Genomic DNA, 18,765 nt, shown 5'->3' on the forward strand with positions numbered 1-18,765 from the left:
GGATTCGCGTTTTGCGCGGCCCGGGCGGCGATGGTTTGGGCCGAGCCTGAACGGGCCGATTCGACCTTGCCGGGTGCCGCCGTTCGGCGGCAACGCGGTGCATGCCGCTCAGAACTGAGACCGGGTTGGCAAGTACCACCTATTTGCGCCTTGTGGCGGATTCACGAATTGTTTACAACCTTTCGGTGTCGTCCGGCCGGTCCGGGCGGCGTGCCAATAGCCATCAGAGCTAAGTCACACATACCGTAGAGGGAGAGAGAGTCGATGAAGCCGTCGCGTCGCCATGCCTTGGCGAAAGCCATCCAGTTGTCCCTGTTGGTCGCCCTGCCGGGCTTCGCCGCTGCCCAGGAGGCAGCACCCGCCAAAGACGCCACCACGCTGGATACCGTCCAGGTCACCGGCACCCGCATCAAGAAGGCCGAGATCGAAAGCCAGGTTCCGGTCCAGACCCTCACCCGCGAAGACATCGAGCGCACCGGTCTGACCTCGATCGGCGATGTGGTCCAGGAACTCACCGGCGCGGGTTCCGCGCTCAACACCAAATTCAATTCGTCCGGCAACTTCGGTTTCTCGCCCAACGGCGACGGCATCGGCGCAGGTTCCGCCCAGGTCGATCTGCGCCACCTCGGCCCCAAGCGCGTGCTGGTGCTGGTCGACGGCATGCGTTGGGTCAATGAGTCCTCCGCCTCGGGCGTAGGCGCGGCGACCGACCTCAACACCATTCCGCTGGCGATCGTCGAGCGCATCGAAGTGCTCGAAGATGGCGCGTCCTCGCTGTACGGCTCCGACGCCATCGCCGGCGTGGTCAACATCATCACCCGCCGCAATTTCGAAGGCGGCCAGCTGACCTTGAACTACGGCCAGTACGGCGAGGGCGACGGCAAGCTCAAGGGCTTCGACGCCGCCTGGGGTTTCAACACCGATCGCGCCAACCTGTTCCTGGGTTTGAGCTACGTCGATCAAGACCCGGTGTTCTCGCGCGACCGCGAGGTCTCCAGCGTGCCGGTGCCGGGCCGCGGCGTGGAAGCGGGCAGTTCGGCGACGCCGAACGGCCGCTTCACCTTCACCAATCCCAGCTGCCCCTCGACCGATCACGACGGCGATCCGAGCACGCCCAACATCAATCTGTGCGACATCACCACGCCCAACGGCAGCAGCTTCCCGAACGGCAATCCGCGCTATCCGCAGGACTTCATCCCGTTCGGCGGCGCCAACCGCTTCAACTTCGCCCAGTACAACATGCTGCTGACGCCGTCCAAGCGCACCGGCGCGTTCGGCCAGTTCCGTTTCCACTTCAACGACAACGTGCAGGGTTACGTCAAGGCGCTGTACAACCGCCGCGAGTCGACCAACCAGGCCGCGCCGGAACCGCTGTTCCTCGGCGCCGGCGCCGGCACCGGCAATCCGTGGTCCGAGCAGATCACCATTTCGCGCCTGAACCCGTACAACCCGTTCGGCTTCGACCTGACTTCGATCGGCCCCAACGCCAATCTCGACACGGTCGCGCGCCGGCCGGTGGAAGGCGGTCCGCGCATCTTCGACCAGAAGGTCGACACCACCTACATCGCCGCCGGTCTGGAAGGTAGCTTCGATGCCGGTGACCGCACGTTCTTCTGGGACGTCAACCTCGCCAGCAACAAGAATGAGGCCGACCAGACCAACCGCGGCAGCTACAACGTGCGCAACATCAATCTGGCGGTCGGCGATCCGGCCGTGTGCGCCGCCACCCCCGGCTGCGTGCCGCTGAATCTGTTCGGCGGCCCGGGCACCATCACCCCGGCGATGCTGCAGTGGATCAGCCCGATCGTGCGCGATCGCAGCGAACAGAAGCTGTCGACCTTCACCGCCAACTTCTCCGGCGATCTGTTCGAGATGTGGGCCGGCCCGCTGTCGTTCGCCGCCGGTTACGAGTACCGCAAGTACGAGGGCTTCTATCAGCCCGATCCGATCACGGTGGCCGGTTTCTACAACGGCACTCAGTCGCTGCCGACCAAGGGCGAGTACGACGTCAACGAAGCCTACGTCGAACTCAACGTGCCGCTGATCAAGGAAGGCGCGTTCGGCAAGAGCCTGGACCTGAGCCTGGCCGGCCGTTACTCGGACTACTCGACCTTCGGCGGCCAGTTCACCCCGAAGTACGGTCTGCGTTGGCAAGTCGCCGATGAGTTCCTGCTGCGCACCACCTATGCCGAAGGCTTCCGTGCGCCGTCGATCGGCGAGTTGTTCGGTTCGGCCAGTCGCGCCGACCTGCAGCTCAGCGATCCGTGCCTGACCTCGATCACCGGCGAGCCGGCGACCGGCAACCGCGCCAACTGCGCCGCGCTCGGCGTGCCGGCCGGCGCCGCCCAGGCCAACAGCCAGATCTCGGTGCAGACCGGCGGCAACCAGGACCTGGAGCCGGAAACCGCGCGCAGCTTCACCGCCGGCTTCGTCTACAGCCCGGCCTGGGCCTCGGGCGCGGGCTGGTCGGACAAGTTCGACTTCGAAGTCACCTACTACCGTCACTCGCTGGAAGGCGCGGTGCAGGCGATCGACGCGCAGACCCAGCTCAACCTGTGCGTGCAGACCCTCGATCCGCTGTACTGCGGCGGCATCACCCGCTCCAGCATCGGCGGCATTTCGTCTTTCGAGAACAAGCTGACCAACCTGGGTTCGATCAAGACCTCCGGCTGGGACATCGACTTCTTCTGGACGCTGCCGGAAACCGCGCTGGGCCAATTCAAGGTCAAGTGGCAGAACACCTGGGTGACCCAGTACGACGCGGTCGGCGCCGCCGGGCAGATTCAGCCGCGCAAGCCGGGCGTGGAAGTCAACGACAGCGCGATTCCCGAGTGGAGCTCCAACCTCACCCTGGATTGGAAGCGCAACGCCTGGAACGCGTCGTGGACCGTGCGCCACATCTCCGAGCTGACCGAAACCTGTCAGGCTTCGGCGTTGGCTTCGCCGTACTGCGACAACCCGGTAACCGGCGAGAACAAGCTCGCGCCGACCACCTATCACGACGTGCAGTTGGGTTATCGCTTCGAAGTGCTCAAGGGCCTGCAGATCACCGGCGGCGTCAACAACCTGTTCGACAAGGATCCGCCGATCTGCCTGTCGTGCTCGCTCAACGGTTACGACGCGTCCACCTACGACATCCCGGGTGGCCGTTTCCTGTACCTGCGCGCGGACCTGCGGTTCTGATCGCGGTCGCCGTCAATCGGCCGGCTTGGATCGGGGCGTCCGCGATCGGCGCGCCCGCGGTCGATCCGTTATCGACGGCTTGAAACACGAACGGCCGATGGGAGACCACCGGCCGTTTCGTTGTGGGATGTTCGCGGTGGGGTTGGGTTGAGGCCGTGGCCGCGACGGCCTGGCCGCGAATGCAGTGAGTGCGAAGGCGATGGGGGTCTCGCGGCGGCTTCATGCGTGCGCCGTCGTGTCCGGAGCTTTCGTGCGGTTCCACCGCTTTGAGACGGTTTCACGCGTTGTTCAAAACTGCATCGGCCGTGGCACAAGGATGCACGGCGTGCGTATAGCCACTAGAGCTAAGTCACACACCATTCGAGGGAGAGAGTCGATGAAAGCGTTACGCCGTCATACCTTGGCGAAAGCCATTCAGTTGTCCGTGCTGGTCGCCCTGCCGGGTTTGTCAGCCGCGCAGGAAGCCGCGCCTGCGAGCAGCACCACCACCCTGGACGCGGTCCAGGTCACCGGTACCCGCATCAAGAAAGCCGAGATCGAAAGCCAGGTTCCGATTCAGACCCTCACCCGCGACGACATCGAACGCACCGGTCTGACCTCGATCGGCGACGTGGTCCAGGAGCTCACCGGTTCGGGTTCTTCGTTCAACGGCAAGCGCAACGCCTCGGGCAACGACGGCTTCCCGTCCGACGGCGGCGGCGTGGGCGCCGGTTCGACCACGGTCGATCTGCGCCACCTGGGTTCCAAGCGCGTGCTGGTGCTGGTCGACGGCATCCGCTGGGTCAACGAATCCTCCGCCTCGGGCGTGGGTTCGGCGACCGACCTCAACACCATTCCGCTGGCCATCGTCGAGCGCATCGAAGTGCTCGAGGACGGCGCGTCCTCGCTGTACGGCTCGGACGCCATCGCCGGCGTGGTCAACATCATCACCCGGCGCAATTTCGACGGATTCCAGCTCACCACCAACTTCGGCCAGTACACCAAGGGCGACGGCACCAGCCGCGGCCTGGACTTCGCCTACGGCGGCAGCAGCGAGCGCGCCAACTGGTTCCTCGGCGCCAGCTACACCAAGCAGGACGAAGTCAGCTCGGCCGATCGCGAACTCTCGCGCTTCCCGGTGCCCGGCACCGGCCTGGCGCTGGGCAGCTCGCGCGTTCCCGGCGGGCGCATCGCCTTCACCGCGCCGGACGGGCGCAAGTACGATCTGGTCGCCAATCAGGGCCAGAGCAATCCGACCTACACGCCGGGTCAGCCCGCGTGTGCGCCCGGTGTGGTGCGCACCGACGGCTTCCACTGCTTCGGTTCCAACGATCCGTTCAACTTCGCCCCGTACAACTACGTGCTGTCGCCGTCCGAGCGCAGCGGCGTATTCGGCCAGTTCCGCTTCGACGTCAACGACAAGGTGCGTTGGTATGCGCGCGCCTTGCTCAACCGTCGCGAATCGGAGAACCGCGCCGCGCCCGAGCCGATCGATCTGGGACCCGGCGCCGGCAACGCGTTCGCGGCCGCGGTGGTGATGCCGGCCAACCATCCGTTCAATCCGTTCGGCGTGCAGCTCGATTCGAGCAACCTGAGCATCCTGCGCCGGCGTCCGATCGAGGGCGGTCCGCGCTACTTCGAACAGAAGGTCGATACCTGGTTCGTCGGCACAGGCCTGGAAGGCACCTTCGACGTCGGCGAGCGCGCCTTCTTCTGGGACGTCAACCTGGCCAGCAGCCGCAACAAGGCCGAGCAGACCAACCGCGGCAGCTACAACGCCAAGAACATCGCCACCGCGATGGGCGATCCGGCGATCTGCGCGGCCACGCCCGGGTGCACGCCGCTCAACATCTTCGGCTACAACACCATCACTCCGGCGATGTTGCAGTACATCAGCCCGGTGCTGCACGACAGCAGCGAGAACAAGCTGCAGTTGGCCACCTTCAACCTGTCCGGCGATCTGTTCGACATGTGGGCCGGCCCGCTGTCGTTCGCGACCGGTTACGAGTACCGCAAGTACGAGGGCTCCTACCGCCCCGATCCGATCACCGTGCGCGGCGAATACAACGGCGTGCCGTCGTTGCCGACCCAGGGCGAGTACGACGTCAACGAGGTCTACGTCGAGCTCAACGTGCCGCTGTTCAAGGACACCGCGTTCGGCAAGAGCCTGGACCTGAGCCTGGCCGGCCGCTATTCGGATTACTCCACCTTCGGCGGCGAGTTCACGCCCAAGTACGGCCTGCGCTGGCAGGTGGCCGACGAGCTGCTGTTGCGCGGCACGTACGCCGAAGGCTTCCGCGCGCCGTCGATCGGCGAGTTGTTCGGCTCGCAGAGCCGCGCCGACGTGGGCATGATCGATCCGTGTCTGATCGGTTCCAACGGCGCGCCGCCGACCGGCAGCGCGGCCAACTGCGCCGCGCAGGGCGTCAATCCGGGCACGCGCCAGGTCGATCCGCAGATCTCGGTGCTGACCGGCGGCAATCCGAATCTGGAACCGGAGCGTTCGACCAGCTTCTCGCTGGGCTTCGTGTGGACGCCGTCGATCTTCGAAGACAGCGCGATCGCCAAGCGCGTGGATATCGAGGGCACGTTCTACAGCCACCGCATCGAAGGCGCGATCCAGGCCATCGACCCGCAGACCCAGCTCAATCTGTGCGTGCAGACGCTGTCGCCGGAATTCTGCGGCGGCATCCAGCGCAATCCGATCACCGACCAGATCGACGGTTTCGCCAACTTCCTCGGCAACCTGAGCGTGATCAAGACCGACGGCTGGGACATCGACGTGTTCTGGACCCTGCCGGAAACCCGCTTCGGCCAGTTCAAGGTGGTCTGGCAGAACACCATCGTGGGCAACTACGAAGCGGTCGGCGCGGACGGTTCGTTGCAGCCGCTCGAAGTGGGCGTGCTGGTCAGCGATCCGGTCACCCGTTCGATTCCCGAATGGACCTCGAACGCGACCCTGGAATGGAGCTACGGCAAGTGGAACGCGTCGTGGACCGCGCGTCACATCAGCCAGTTGGTCGAGCAGTGCGGCGACGCCGCCGATTTCGCGGTGTGCAAGAACGATCCGCAGCCGGGCGAGAACCGCCTGGGCGCGACCACGTTCCACGACTTCCAGATCGGTTACCGCTTCGACGTGCTCAAGGGGCTGCAGTTGCAGGCCGGCATGAATAACGTGTTCGGCAAGGATCCGCCGACCTGCCTGTCGTGCAACCTCAACGGCTTCGACGGTTCGACCTACGATCTGCCGGGTGGTGGTTACTACTACGTGCGCGCCGATCTGCGGTTCTGATCGTTGCCGCGGCCGGTGCATCGGCCGCGGTCGCTGGATATGAAAACGAACGGCCGGTGGTTCGCCACCGGCCGTTTTCGTGTGCGCGTGCGGCAGGCTGTTCCCACACAGCGGCGTTCACTTACGGGCGCTCCCTGTAGGAGCGGCGCAAGCCGCGACCGCGCAGTCGCACCGACGATGCAATCGGCAATGCGGACGACACCCAATCGCGAACCGACGTTCGTACCGTATTGGGTATCTGCGCAGTTTGGCTGTGGGTTTCGAGGTTGGCGCGGCGACGCTGTCGCGGCTTGCGCCGCTCTTACCTCAGAGCCTTCAGGTCAAGGCGCTGACGGGCACATCGAGTTCCAACGACAAGGCCAGATGATCCGATTGCGCTGCAGGCACCGCGCGGGCGCCGGCGAAACTCAGGCCGTCGCCGAGCAGAATGTGGTCGATCGCGCGTTGCGGGCGCCAGCTGGGGAAGGTGGGGAACACTTCGCTCGGCGGCTGCAAACGGGTGTTGCGGAACAGCGCCTGCATCTCGGGGCGGTCGGCCGAGCAGTTGAAGTCGCCCATCAGCACCGCGTGCGGGTGGTCGTGCAGCAGTTCGGCGATGAAGGCGAGCTGGGTGGCGCGCGAGGTCGCGCCGAGCGATAGGTGCGCGACCGCGACGGTCAGGCCGTCGTCGCCGTTGCCGTAGTGGGCGATCAGCACGCCGCGGCCGGAGATCCGGCCGGGCAGAGGATGGTCGACGACTTCGCGCGGTTCCAGTTTGCTCAGCAGGCCGTTGGCGCTGGAGGCCACGCTGCCGACGCGGCGGTTGGGCTGGTGGCTCCAGTAGTCGAAGCCGGCGCGCTGGGCGAGGTAATGCGTCTGGTTGGTGAAGCCCGAACGCAGACTGCCCGGATCGGTTTCGTTGAGGCCGACGATGTCGTGCTCGCCGGCCAACTGGGCGATGGTGTCGAGGCTGCCGCGCTTGTTGCCGGCGGGCAGCACGTGCGACCAGCTGCGCGTCGCGTAATCGCTGTAGCGACGCGTGCTGGAGCCGGCCTGGATGTTCGCGCTGAGCAGGCGCAGCCGGCGTGTATTCATGCTCGGATCGATGCTCGCGCCGAGCCGATCAGTTCTTCTTCGCCGGCTCGACCACCGGCGCCGCCGGCGCGGTCGTCGGAGCGGCGGCCGGAGCGGCAGCGGCGGGCGCGGCGGCCTGCATCGCGGCGCGTTCGCGCGCGACCAGGTGATCGGTGATGCGCAGGTAGTCCTCGAAGTTCTTGCCCTTGATCAGGTACTTGCCGTTGACCACCAGCGACGGGCTGGCGCTGACGCCGGAGCGCTGCATGAATTGCTCAGCGCGCTTGCCCTTGGCGTTGATCGCGAAGCTGTTCATGGTGCCGATGAAGTCCGACGCCTTGACGCCGTACTTGGCGTAGAACGCGCCGAGCTGTTCGTCGGTGACGGTCTGGTAGTTGATCGACTGGTCGATATGCACGGCGCGGAACATCGCTTCGTGGGTCTTCTCGACCAGGCCCAGGGTCTGGGCGGCGTAGAAGGCCTTCTCGAACGGGATCGGGTTGCCGCCGAAGGGGCCGGCGATCGGGGTGAACTTCACGTCCGCGGTCTGCTTCTTGCGCCAATCGAGGATCTGCGGCTCGAACTGCGCGCAGTGCGGGCAGGTGTAGCTGAAGATTTCCGCGACTTCGATCTTGCCCGCGACCGGCTCGAACGGCTGGCCGGCGGGAATTTCGTCGTAGTCGGCGCCGGCGACCGGGGCCGGGCCGGCCGGCGGCGTGGCGACGGCGGCGGGCTGGATCGCGGGCTCTTCCGGCGCGGCGGCCGGTGCCGGCGTGGCGCCTGCATCGGTGGTCGCGGCAGGCGCGGTGGCTTCGTTGGCCGCCGGCGTGGCCGGGGCATCGGCGGCCGGAGCCGGGGTTTCGGTCTTGTTGCAGGCGGCCAGCGCGAACAACGCGCTCAGAACCAGCGGGTATCGGGACAAGGTGGCCAAACGCGAATTCATCAGAGCTCTCCGCAGACGAACGAATGAGGGGGCGGGCAAGGCGCGTGCCGGAAGACACCGGACGCGCCGCCGTCGAGGGCGGCCGCCAGGATAGCGGTCGCGGGACGTAACGTGGAGTGTAGGTGGTTGCCGCCGCGCCGATCGGCCGATCGCGCGTCGTGGTCGCGACCGGCGAGCGTCGAACTGCGGCCCGGGCGCTTCAGCGCTTGGCCGTGGTCCCGCGCTCCTTGGCGATCAGGTGATCGGCCACGCGCAGCATGTCGTCGAACCCCTTCTGGGTGGTGATGCGGTACTTGCCCGCCACCACCATCGCCGGAGTGCCGTCGACGCCCGCGGCCATGATGAAGTCGCCGGCGCGCTTCATCGCCTGCGCGGTGGCCGGGCCGGTCATGGTCGCGGCGAAGGTGTTCGCGTCGGCGCCGTACTTGGCGTAGAAGGCGCCGATTTCGGCCGCGGTGGCGTTCTGGATCGGCAGGCTGCGCTGTTCGTGCAGCGCCTTGAACACCGCTTCGTGGGTCTTGGGCAGCAGCTTGAGCGTCTGCGCGGTGTAGAAAGCCTGCGCGTACGGCGTCCAGTAGCTGCCCCACGGCGCGGCCAGCGGCACGAAATTGACGTCGGCCGGAAGCTTGGCCTTCCACGCGCTGATCTGCGGTTCGAAGTGAGCGCAGTGCGGGCAGGTGTAGCCGAACACTTCGACCACCTCGATCTTGCCGGCGGCCGGAGCGAACGGCTTGCCGCCCTCGATTTCGACATAGTCCACGCCCGGCTCGGGCGTGGGGCCGGCCGGCGCGGCGGCCTTGGGCGCGGCGGTGGCGGCGAAGGGGAGCACGGCGAGCAGCAGCAAGGTGGCCAGGCGTCGATTCATTGGTAGGTCTCGTCGGTGGTGAGGCCCGGTCGCGCCACGGAGGGCCGTCGCGCCCGGGACGGGCGGGCATGAAAAACGCCGGCACCCAGGATAACGGCCGGCGTTGCGCAGTCAGAGTATGCGATGGGACTTAAATGCGGCGTGGAAGTTCCGCGGTGCGTATTGGGTGATGGCGGTCACCTTCTTGCGGCGCGCTTGGGATTCTGGCTGTAGGAGCTGCGCAAGCTGCGACCAGGAACCTAGCCTGCGACGAAAGCCAGATGTCGCGGTCGCAGCTTGCGCAGCTCCTACATCGAGACTTCCGGGTTACCGATGGCCGTAAACGAAAACGCCGGCCTGTCGCCAGGCCGGCGTTGGTGAGCGCATCGATGGCGCCCAGGCTTCAGCCCTTGGCGGGCGCCGGAGCGGCCGGTTGCGCGGCCGGGGCGGCGGCGGGCGCTGCCGGAGCTGCCGCCGGAGCTGCCGGCTTGGCCGCCGGTGCCGGGGCGGCGGCGACGTCGTCGGCGCGCTCGTGCAGGCCCTGCAGGTAGCTCGACAGCGAGCCGATTTCTTCGTCGGTCAGCTTCTTGGCCACCGAGGCCATGACGTTGAACAGGTGCGGATCCTTCTGCGTGGTCGTGCCGGCTCGGTATTCCTCCAGGCGACGCTGCGAGTAGACCGCCTGCTGACCGGCGATATGCGGGTAGGCCGGGCCCGGATTGCCCGCGCCGCCCGGACCGTGGCAGGCCATGCAGGCCGGGATGCCGCGATCCGCGTCGCCGCTGCGGAACAGCTGTTCGCCGACCTGATAGAACTTCTTGTCCTTGTTGGGGCCGGACGCGATCACGGTGTCGTCGGCCACGCCGGCGCCGGACTTCTGGGTCGCGAAATAGGCGCCCAGGTCGCGCGCGTCCTGCTCGCTGAGCGCGTCGGCGAAGGGCTTCATCGCCGCGGACATGCCGGTGTTGCGCTCGCCGGTCTTGAACAGGGCGATCTGGTGGGCGATGTAGCGCTCGCTCTGGCCGGCCAGGCGCGGGTACTGCGGATCGGTCGGGTTGCCGTCGAGGCCGTGGCAGGCCGCGCAGGTGCCGGCCTTGGTCGCACCGGCCTTGACGTCGCCCCACTTGGCCTTGGGTCCGCCGGAGAGCGGAGCGACCTGCACCGGCTCCTTGTCGGGGATCGGCGTGACCGTGGGCTGGGCGAACGCGACGGCGGCGACCGCTAAGGCGGCGATGCCGATCAGGCTCAGGACGCGGGCTTGGCTCATGTAGCTGGGCTCCGAACTACTGCTGGCTTGCTGTGCAAGGGCTGGCTGGATGGCGGTGCGGCCGGCCACTATGGGCGCCGGAACCTCGGAATTATCTGTCGCCGACCCGGATCGGGTCAACGCGGGTTCAGCCGCCCAGGTCGCAGAACGCGAGCGGGCGGCGGGGGCGTGCGATCCTATAGGCATGATCAACCACCTTGCCCGCGCCCGTTATCTGTTGTCGGCGCACAACGTCAAACAGCTGCCGCCCGACGGCGGTTTCGAGGTCGCCTTCGCCGGCCGCTCCAACGCCGGCAAGTCCAGCGCGCTCAATGCCATGTGCCAGCAGAACGCGCTGGCGCGGGTGTCCAAGACGCCCGGCCGCACCCAGCAGCTGGTGTTTTTCGACGTCAGCCTGCCGTATCGCGGACCCGAGCCGGCGCCGGACCCCGACCGCTTTCTGGTCGATCTGCCCGGTTACGGCTACGCCAAGGTGCCGCAGAACCTGCAGGCGCACTGGCAGGCGTTCCTGGATCGCTACTTCCAGACCCGTCAGGCCCTACGCGGGCTGGTAGTGGTGATGGACATCCGCCATCCGCTCAAGGACTACGACCGGCAGATGCTGGGTTATGCGGTCAGCCGCGATCTGCCCGCGCATGCGCTGCTGACCAAGGCCGACAAGCTCGGTCGCGGCCAGCAGCAGCAACAATTGATGACGGTACGCAAGGAACTGCAAGCGGCGTTCGGCGACACGATCAGCGTGCAGACCTTCTCGGGCGAGTCCAAGCAGGGCGTGGACGAGGCGCGCGAGAAAGTGATGGGCTGGCTGGGACTCGGCGATGCGCCGGCGTCCGCGCCGAGCGCGCCCGAGCTGCCGCGGGAAGAGTAAGCGCGGGCGTTCGAATTCGCGGGGCAAGTGAATTCGCTTGCGCGGGGCTGGCCGCTCTGTGAGAGGGCTGCTCTTGTGGGAGGGGCTTCAGCCCCGACGCTGTTCGATCCGCTCGCGGCAGAGTCAGGTCCGAGCGAATCATCGCGACCTGACAGGAAGGCGTCGGGGCTGAAGCCCTCCCACAAAACACCTCAGGCCTTCGATAAAGGCTTGGGGCGCGCGAAGTCTCGAACGTTTCATCGCGACCCGAGAGGAAAGCGTCGGGGCTCAAGCCCCTCCCACAAAACAGCTCGAGCCTTCGATCAAGGCTTTGGGGCGCGCGAAGTCTCGAACGTTTGCCGAGCAAGCCGGGTCGCCAGTAGCGCCGGCTGCCGGACCCTGGCCGCTTTCTTACCATCGTTCGCGTTAACCCCTGGGTGACTCACGAGCTTCGCGCATCGCGCGCGGGCTGCACCCAGGACAGATAACGCCATGGACCCGATCGCCGACCCGCAGACCATCCTCGCCGCCGGCGCCTACGGCACCGCGCTGCTGTTCTTCGCTTACGGCGCCTACGCGCTGCTCAAGACCAAGAACGCCGAACAGAACAAGAACGTGCGCTGGTATCTGGGCATCGGCGCGGTGGTGGTGGTGTCGATGATCGGTTTCGATACGCTCAAGAGCTGGCGTAGCGGCGAGCGCGTGGTGCCCAACGTGTTTCTGACCTTCTCGCCGCGTTTCGCCGCGGTGAACCTGCCCGATCCGGTGATCGAGTACCGCGGCCGGACCCAGGCGGCGAACGCGCCGATCCAGGTCGCCGACAACAACAGCAGCATCAACATTTCGGTCGATTCGATCATCGAGAAGGTCAAGGGCCTGCAGCAGAACAACCAGCAACTGCAGAACGCGCTCGGCAGCGCCGCGCTGGCCAGCCAGCCCAAGGAACTGGCCGAACAGATCGCCGCGGCCGACAGCGCCGGTCACGATCCCTGCGCCGGCGGCGGCGATGCGACCTTGTGCGGCTGGAAGCAGCTGTCCAACGGCGAGTTGGCCAGCGCGCAGGCGACCCTGACCGAGGCGGTGAAGGCCGCGCCGGTCGGCGATCCCAAGGCCAAGGCCACCGCGCTCAGCGGGCTGGGCGAGATTTACGTCGGCCAGGGCCGGATCGATGAAGCCAAGGTGGTGCTCAAGCGCGCCGCCGATCTGGGCAACGCCGGCGCCAAGAAGCGTCTGGATACCCTGGCGGTTCCGCCGAAGGCCGCGCCGATGCGGCCGCTTACGCCGGTGCTGCAGCCGGAGCGGCCGAACTTGCGCGAGCGGTCGGCGCGTGAGGTGCCGGCGCGCGGATAACCCGCATCCGTCGCGACGACGGACCGGGCGCCGCCCATCGGCCATGCCGGCGAAGGCGGAGCCGTTTCGATAGCGCTCGCATCGTTTCCGTGCCGCGGCGCTTTATCGTCTGCGCTTACTGCGCCTGCAGCGGTCGCGATGATTGGATCTCGCCGCGCGAGTCGTACAGGCGCGAGGTGTCCAGTGCGCCGTCGCCGTCGCTGTCGATCTCCCCGCCGGTCAGGCGTCCGCCGGTGTAGAGGTTGCGCTTGATCACCCGGCCCTGCGCATCGAGCCATTCCTCGGAGGTCAACACGCCGCGCAGCGCGATCTGTTGCCGTTCCGGAGCGCCGTCGCCGTCGTAGTCGGCGCTCTGGCCGGTCCACACGCCATCGCGGTAGGTTTCCACGGTTTCGTAGGAGCCGTTGAAATCCTGGTCCTGTTCGGCGCCGGTCGCCAGGCCGCGCGCATCGTATTGGGTGACCAGATCCGCGTCGCCGTCGGTGTTGCGATCGGATTGCACGCGCACCAGCCGCTCGCCTTCGAAGAACAGGCGTTCATCGGCGACGCCGTCGCCGTTGTAGTCAGCGCTTTCCTCGCGGGCTCCCGGCTGCATCGCGATGCCGGTCGCGGCGGCGCCGAGCAAGGCGCCGATCAGCAACGCGAACACGATGCCGCCCATGCCGGTACCGGTATGGCGCAGTTTGCGCTGGTTCAACGGCCGATAGGCGTTGCCATCTTCGACATGTTCGGGCGTGTCGTCATCGCCGAAATCCTGGTCGGCGGGTTCGTCCTCGTCGTCGCTCAGCGGAACGGCCGATGCTTGCCATTCCTCGATGATCTCGCGCGCACGCGCAGCGTCCTGATCGGCGACTTCCACCCGCACCGATCCGCCCACCGGCAGCAATCCGGCGCCGCCTTCCAGCGCGCCGCCGAACACGAACGATTGAATCCCTTCCTGCCCCAGCAACCCGCGCACGAGCTGCGCATCCGCCGAATGGGCGGCGTGATAGACGATTAGCACCGATGTCCTCCCTGGACGCGACCGGCCGGTCCGTCCAGGCGAGTATCCCGCGACTGCCGCCGCATGGCGAGCGGCGCGGAACCGACGCGATTTCAGCCGCCAACGCGCGCGGCGTACATGCCGTAAGCCGGCAGGATCAAACGCTGGCCGTGGATGCGGCCGCCGGGCAGCCCATGGCCGGCGTCGACGGCCCAGGCCGCGCGTTCGCCCAGTTCCACCGAAGCCTCGCCGTCGCCGAGATTGAACGCCATCAGCATCGCTTCATCGCCCGTGCCGCGCACGAAGGCGATGACCGGCTCGGCGCTGTCGATGAAACCGATCGCGCCGTCGAGCAGGGCGCGATGACGCTTGCGCCAGCCCAGGAAACGACGGAAACCGTTGAGCGCGGACGCGGGATCGTCCTGCTGGCGCGCCACATCGAGCCGGCGATGGCTGGCCGGAATCGGCAGCCACGGCTCGCCGGTGCTGAAGCCGGCGCCTTCGCCGCCGTCCCACGGCAGCGGCGTGCGGCAGCCGTCGCGGCCCTTGAAGTTCGGCCAGAACGCCTTGCCGTAAGGATCCTGCAAGGCCTCGAACGGCACCTCGGCTTCGGGCAGGCCGAGCTCCTCGCCCTGATACACGCACACCGAGCCGCGCAGCGAACACGCCAGTGCGCTGAGCAAGGTGGCGAAATGCGCCGGACGCGCGCCGCGGCCCCAGCGGGTGACCACGCGCTGCACGTCGTGATTGGAGATCGCCCAGCACGGCCAGCCTTCGCGCATGGTCGCTTCCAGCCGCTGCACGGTGCCGCGGATGTGTTCGACGCTGTAATCCTCGGTCAGCAGTTCGAAGCTGTAGCCCATGTGCAGGCGGCCGGCGCGGGTGTACTCGTCCATGGTCGCCAGCGAGTCTTCCGAGGAAATCTCGCCCAGCGCCACCGCGCCCGGATAGCGATCCAACAGCGCGCGCAACTCGCTCAGGAACGCCAGATTCTCCGGCTGGGTGTTGTTGTAATGGTGGTACTGGAACGCGTACGGATTGTCCGGACTGAAGCCGCGTCCGACCCGCTGCGACGGCGGCTTGGGCGGGTTGTCGCGCAGTTGCGCGTCGTGGAAGCAGAAATTGATCGCGTCCAGGCGCAGACCGTCGACGCCGCGGTCGAGCCAGAAGCGCACGTTGTCGAGCACCGCCGCGCGCACCGCCGGATTGTGGAAATTCAGATCCGGCTGCGACGACAGGAAGTTGTGCAGGTAGTACTGCTGCCGGCGCGGTTCCCAGCGCCAGGCCACGCCGCCGAACAGCGACATCCAGTTGTTCGGCGCGGTGCCGTCCTCGCGCGCGTCGGCCCAGACGTACCAGTCGGAATACGGGTTGTCGCGGCTTTCGCGGCTGCGCCTGAACCACTCGTGTTCGCTGGACGTGTGGCTGAGCACCTGGTCGATCATCACCCGCAAGCCCAACGCATGCGCCTTGGCCAGCAGGCGATCGAAATCGTCGATCTGGCCGAACAGCGGATCGACCGCGCGGTAATCGGCGATGTCGTAGCCGAAATCGGCCATCGGCGATTTGAAGAACGGCGAGATCCAGATCGCGTCCACGCCCAGGTCGGCGACATAGCCGAGTTTGTCGATGATGCCCGGCAGGTCGCCGACGCCGTCGCCGTTGAGGTCGCGGAAGCTTCTCGGATAAATCTGGTAGACGACCGCGCCGCGCCACCACGGGTCGCCGGCTTGCGGCGTCTGGATCGGCGCTGTTTGTACCGGCGCTGTTTCGACGGGCGCAGTTTGGATCTGCGTAGTTTTGATCGGATCGCTCGACACGCCGGGCCCCTGGAATCGATTGGCGGCCTTCGTGCTGCACTGCCGCGATACAGGCCAGCTTACCGCCGCCGACCCGCGCGGCCCGAGCCTGTGCATACGTATTCAGCGCGAAACCGCCAGAAGAAGTGCGACATGAATGCGACTTAATCCCATGAATACGTATGCATAACCCGCTGTTGGCGCGAAGGCTTGCCTAACATGCGCCACAGACCGAAGGCGCACGCCGCCGAGGCAACCGCAGCGCGATTCAATGCGCGCGGCCGACACACAGCGCTTCTGGAGGGGAGCATGTCGAGATCGAAGCCCAATAGCTTGCACGTCCCGTCGCAATCGAAATTCAACCGTCACCTGTTGACCGCGGCCCTGGCCTCGCTGGGGGTGTGCGGCTCGTGGACTGCCTGGGCAGCTGACGCACCCGCGCCGCAAGAAGCCGTGCCCGCCGCCGCCGAAGCGCCGCAAGCCGATGCGCATCAGCTCGACGCGGTCCAGGTCACCGGCAACCGTCGCGTGCAGTCGATCCAGAAGTACGCCGGCACCATCCAGTCCTTCAGCGGCGACGACCTGACCAAGCTCGGCATCAACACCGACTTCCGCAATCTGCAGGCAGTGGTGCCGGGATTGCAGATCACCAAGCAGGAAGGCAAGTACGAAATCTTCCTGCGCGGCATCGGCGCGGCCGATTCGGATTTCTCCTCCGATCCTTCGGTGGCGACCTATTACAACGGCATCTACCTGCCGCGTCCGCGCTCGATCGGCCCGATGTTCTTCGACGTCGACCGCATCGAGGTCAACAAGGGCCCGCAGGGCACGGTGCGCGGCCGCAACGCCACCGGCGGTTCGATCAACGTGATCTCCAAGCGCCCCGAACTCGGCGTGACCAGCGGCGGCCTCAAGGTCGGCGCCGGCAATTACGATTTCACCACCGCCGAGGGCGTGCTGAACCTGCCGATCGGCGAGACCTTCGCGCTGCGTGCGGCGTTGTTCGACGAGGAGCGCTCCTCGTACATCAGCAACGGCTATCCCAAGTCGCTGTTCGACGCCGAAGGCCCGAGCGCGCTGGACAACCAGGCCGCGCGCCTGTCGATGCTGTGGGAGCCCAACGACAAGTTCTCCGCGTTTGTGATGCTCGACAAGGTGACCGAGCGCGGCACCGGCGATCCGGGCCTGTTCGCCGAGCGCGGCCTGGCCGCGGGCTACGACATCAAGGACCTGGACGATCCGTTCAAGCAGTACTTCCGCACCCAGGGCAGCACGACCAACGACATCGAAGGCATCGCCGGCACCTTCACCTACAACTTCAACGACAAGGTGTCGGTGGAGTTCAACACCTCGTACCGCAAGTACGACTTCTACAACCGCAACGCCTCGCGTGAATGGCAGCTCGGGCCGGTGTATCCGGGTTCCGATCGCGAAGCCTATTTCAATCCCGAGCGGCTGGACTGGTACGACACCTTCTATCAGTCCGACAAATCCAGCTCGACCATCAACGAGCTGCGCGTGTTCGGCGACACCGGCCGCCTGATCTGGTCGGCCGGCCTGTTCAATTACGAGGAGAAGTACGACTACGCCTCCTGGGACGTCGGCAACGGTTACTTCGGCGATTGCGACTGGTGGCGTCCGGGCACGGTCTGCGGCTATCAGGACGGCCTGGGCGGCGAGAACCGCGGCGACAAGTCCAAGGTGGAGTCCAATGCGGTCTACGGCGATTTCAGCTTCGCGGCGACCGATTCGCTGCGTCTGATCGGCGGCATCCGCTACACCCGCGACAAGAAGATCGCGCGCGAATCCAATGTCAAGTATCAGTTCATCATTCCAGAAGAACTGTTCCAGCAGTTCACCGGCCAGCCGATCAACACGTCCACGAATCCGTACACGACGGGGCTGATCCTGGGTTCACCGGGCTTCCGTCTGGCGCCTCCAGGCGACCGTCGCGGTGGCGATCCGAGCATCTGCACCGGCTGGTCGCCGGGCGAACTCAAGTGCGGTCCGGGTGGCAACACTCTGGACTATTTCCTCGGGGGTATCGACAGCTTCGGCGCCAACGACAACTGGGCGCAGTTCCTGCAAAAGAATCGCGATCAGATCCAAGTCATCGCGCGATCCGACTTTCCGGGAGGCAAGAGCGAGGACACTTACAAGGACAGTTACGTCGACTGGCGGGTTGGCTTTGAATACGACGTCAACCCGCAGGTGATGGTGTACGGCACCGTCTCCACCGGTACCCGTTCGGGCGGCATCAACCGTCCGCTGTTGCTCAACGACGGCAGCGCGCTGGCGCCGTCGTTCGAACCCGAAGAACTGACCTCGTACGAAGCCGGCATCAAGGGCGATTACGTCTGGGGCGAGACCCCGGTGCGCTTGAACGCGTCGGTGTTCTACTACGACTACAAGAACAAGGTGTTGCAGAACCTGATCGACGTACCGGCGCCGACGCCGACCAACCCGAACGCGACCAGCCGCCAGGTGTTCAACGACAACGCGGCCAACGCCAGCGTGCTGGGCCTGGAGCTGGAAGGCCGGGTCGGGTTGCCGCACGGGTTCAACGTCGGTTACAACTTCACGTACCTGGATGCGACTTTCGACGATTCCATGGTGCTCGACACGCGTTCGGGCGGGTTGGGGCTGATCGTGCCGCTGGACGGCAACCGACTGCCGAACACGTCCAAGTACAACGCCAACGTGAGCCTGTCGCAGACCATCGACATCAATCGCGGCGCGCTGTCCTCGTTCGATTGGACGATCAATGTGACCTACCGTTCGGACTACTACCTCACCGCGTTCAACAGCCGCGGCTTCGGGCTGGACGCGGCCGGCAACGTCATCGAGATCCCGCTCAAGGACATGCCGTTCAACAACGGCTCCAACCCGGCCGCCGGTGGCGGTCCGGCCAATGGGCTGGCGATGCGCGACGATGTCGACGGGTTCGTGACGGTCAATGTCTCGGCGGGGTTGAACTTCGGCAGCGACAATCAGTTCCGGATTGATGGGTTCGTGTCCAATCTCACCGACGAGGTTTATTCGGGTAAGGGGTTCGTCAACAACGCGACCAATATCCGGTACTTGAATACGCCTCGGATGTATGGGGTTCGGTTTTCTTCGCAGTTTTAAGGGCAAGAGCAAATCCCCCCTAACCCCCCTTTTTCAAAGGGGGGAATAGTGCGCGGGGATTTGGCGAGAACGTCGCAGTCGCTTGTCTTCCTCCTTT

The 18,765-nt window shown here is 66.2% G+C and carries 11 protein-coding genes and 1 pseudogene; 5 read left to right on the plus strand and 7 right to left on the minus strand.

Annotated features, from left to right (window positions below; translation table 11 throughout):
- Nucleotides 1-264: 264 nt before the first annotated feature.
- Together ACTOWJ_RS21760 and ACTOWJ_RS21765 are read left to right on the plus strand one after the other, a co-directional pair.
- The gene (locus tag ACTOWJ_RS21760; protein ID WP_441336707.1) at nt 265-3,183 is read left to right on the plus strand and encodes a TonB-dependent receptor; all 2,919 of its coding nucleotides are present in this window, start codon (nt 265-267) and stop codon (nt 3,181-3,183) included.
- Nucleotides 3,184-3,559: 376 nt separating this feature from the next.
- Complete coding sequence (locus ACTOWJ_RS21765) at nt 3,560-6,454, plus strand: TonB-dependent receptor plug domain-containing protein (protein WP_441336708.1); 2,895 nt, start codon at nt 3,560-3,562, stop codon at nt 6,452-6,454.
- 315 nt (nt 6,455-6,769) lie between these two features.
- Here the strand turns inward: ACTOWJ_RS21765 and ACTOWJ_RS21770 are convergent, their stop codons facing one another.
- The 4 genes from ACTOWJ_RS21770 to ACTOWJ_RS21785 all read right to left on the minus strand — a co-directional run bounded on the left by ACTOWJ_RS21770 (nt 6,770) and on the right by ACTOWJ_RS21785 (nt 10,561).
- Entirely contained in the window at nt 6,770-7,528 is a 759-nt protein-coding gene (locus ACTOWJ_RS21770; RefSeq protein ID WP_441336709.1) for an endonuclease/exonuclease/phosphatase family protein, read from the minus strand.
- Between the two features lie 28 nt (nt 7,529-7,556).
- A complete protein-coding gene (locus tag ACTOWJ_RS21775; protein ID WP_441336710.1) occupies nt 7,557-8,450 on the minus strand; it encodes a thiol:disulfide interchange protein DsbA/DsbL in 894 nt (297 codons plus the stop codon).
- 199 nt (nt 8,451-8,649) lie between these two features.
- A complete protein-coding gene (locus ACTOWJ_RS21780) occupies nt 8,650-9,315 on the minus strand; it encodes a thiol:disulfide interchange protein DsbA/DsbL (protein WP_441336711.1) in 666 nt (221 codons plus the stop codon).
- A 382-nt stretch (nt 9,316-9,697) separates the two neighbouring features.
- Complete coding sequence (locus ACTOWJ_RS21785; RefSeq protein WP_441336712.1) at nt 9,698-10,561, minus strand: c-type cytochrome; 864 nt, start codon at nt 10,559-10,561, stop codon at nt 9,698-9,700.
- Nucleotides 10,562-10,745: 184 nt separating this feature from the next.
- On the opposite strand from ACTOWJ_RS21785, the gene yihA reads away from it, so the two are divergent.
- Nucleotides 10,746-11,429, plus strand: coding sequence for a ribosome biogenesis GTP-binding protein YihA/YsxC (gene yihA, locus ACTOWJ_RS21790; protein WP_441336713.1), 684 nt, complete (start codon nt 10,746-10,748; stop codon nt 11,427-11,429).
- Nucleotides 11,430-11,491: 62 nt separating this feature from the next.
- Here yihA and ACTOWJ_RS21795 read toward each other — a convergent pair.
- Nucleotides 11,492-11,614: pseudogene (locus tag ACTOWJ_RS21795) on the minus strand (DUF6053 domain-containing protein); the annotation flags it as partial.
- A gap of 286 nt (nt 11,615-11,900) precedes the next feature.
- Between ACTOWJ_RS21795 and ACTOWJ_RS21800 the strand changes: the two are divergent.
- Nucleotides 11,901-12,758: a hypothetical protein gene (locus ACTOWJ_RS21800; RefSeq protein ID WP_441336714.1), complete on the plus strand. Its 858-nt coding sequence runs from the start codon at nt 11,901-11,903 to the stop codon at nt 12,756-12,758.
- A 115-nt stretch (nt 12,759-12,873) separates the two neighbouring features.
- Here the strand turns inward: ACTOWJ_RS21800 and ACTOWJ_RS21805 are convergent, their stop codons facing one another.
- Together ACTOWJ_RS21805 and ACTOWJ_RS21810 are read right to left on the minus strand one after the other, a co-directional pair.
- Complete coding sequence (locus ACTOWJ_RS21805) at nt 12,874-13,761, minus strand: putative signal transducing protein (RefSeq protein WP_441336715.1); 888 nt, start codon at nt 13,759-13,761, stop codon at nt 12,874-12,876.
- 92 nt (nt 13,762-13,853) lie between these two features.
- Complete coding sequence (locus ACTOWJ_RS21810) at nt 13,854-15,485, minus strand: alpha-glucosidase (RefSeq protein WP_441336848.1); 1,632 nt, start codon at nt 15,483-15,485, stop codon at nt 13,854-13,856.
- 363 nt (nt 15,486-15,848) lie between these two features.
- On the opposite strand from ACTOWJ_RS21810, the gene ACTOWJ_RS21815 reads away from it, so the two are divergent.
- Complete coding sequence (locus ACTOWJ_RS21815) at nt 15,849-18,668, plus strand: TonB-dependent receptor (protein WP_441336716.1); 2,820 nt, start codon at nt 15,849-15,851, stop codon at nt 18,666-18,668.
- Nucleotides 18,669-18,765 lie beyond the last annotated feature (97 nt).

The sequence above is a fragment of the Lysobacter sp. CA199 genome, assembly GCF_052078715.1.
Taxonomy (GTDB): domain Bacteria; phylum Pseudomonadota; class Gammaproteobacteria; order Xanthomonadales; family Xanthomonadaceae; genus Lysobacter.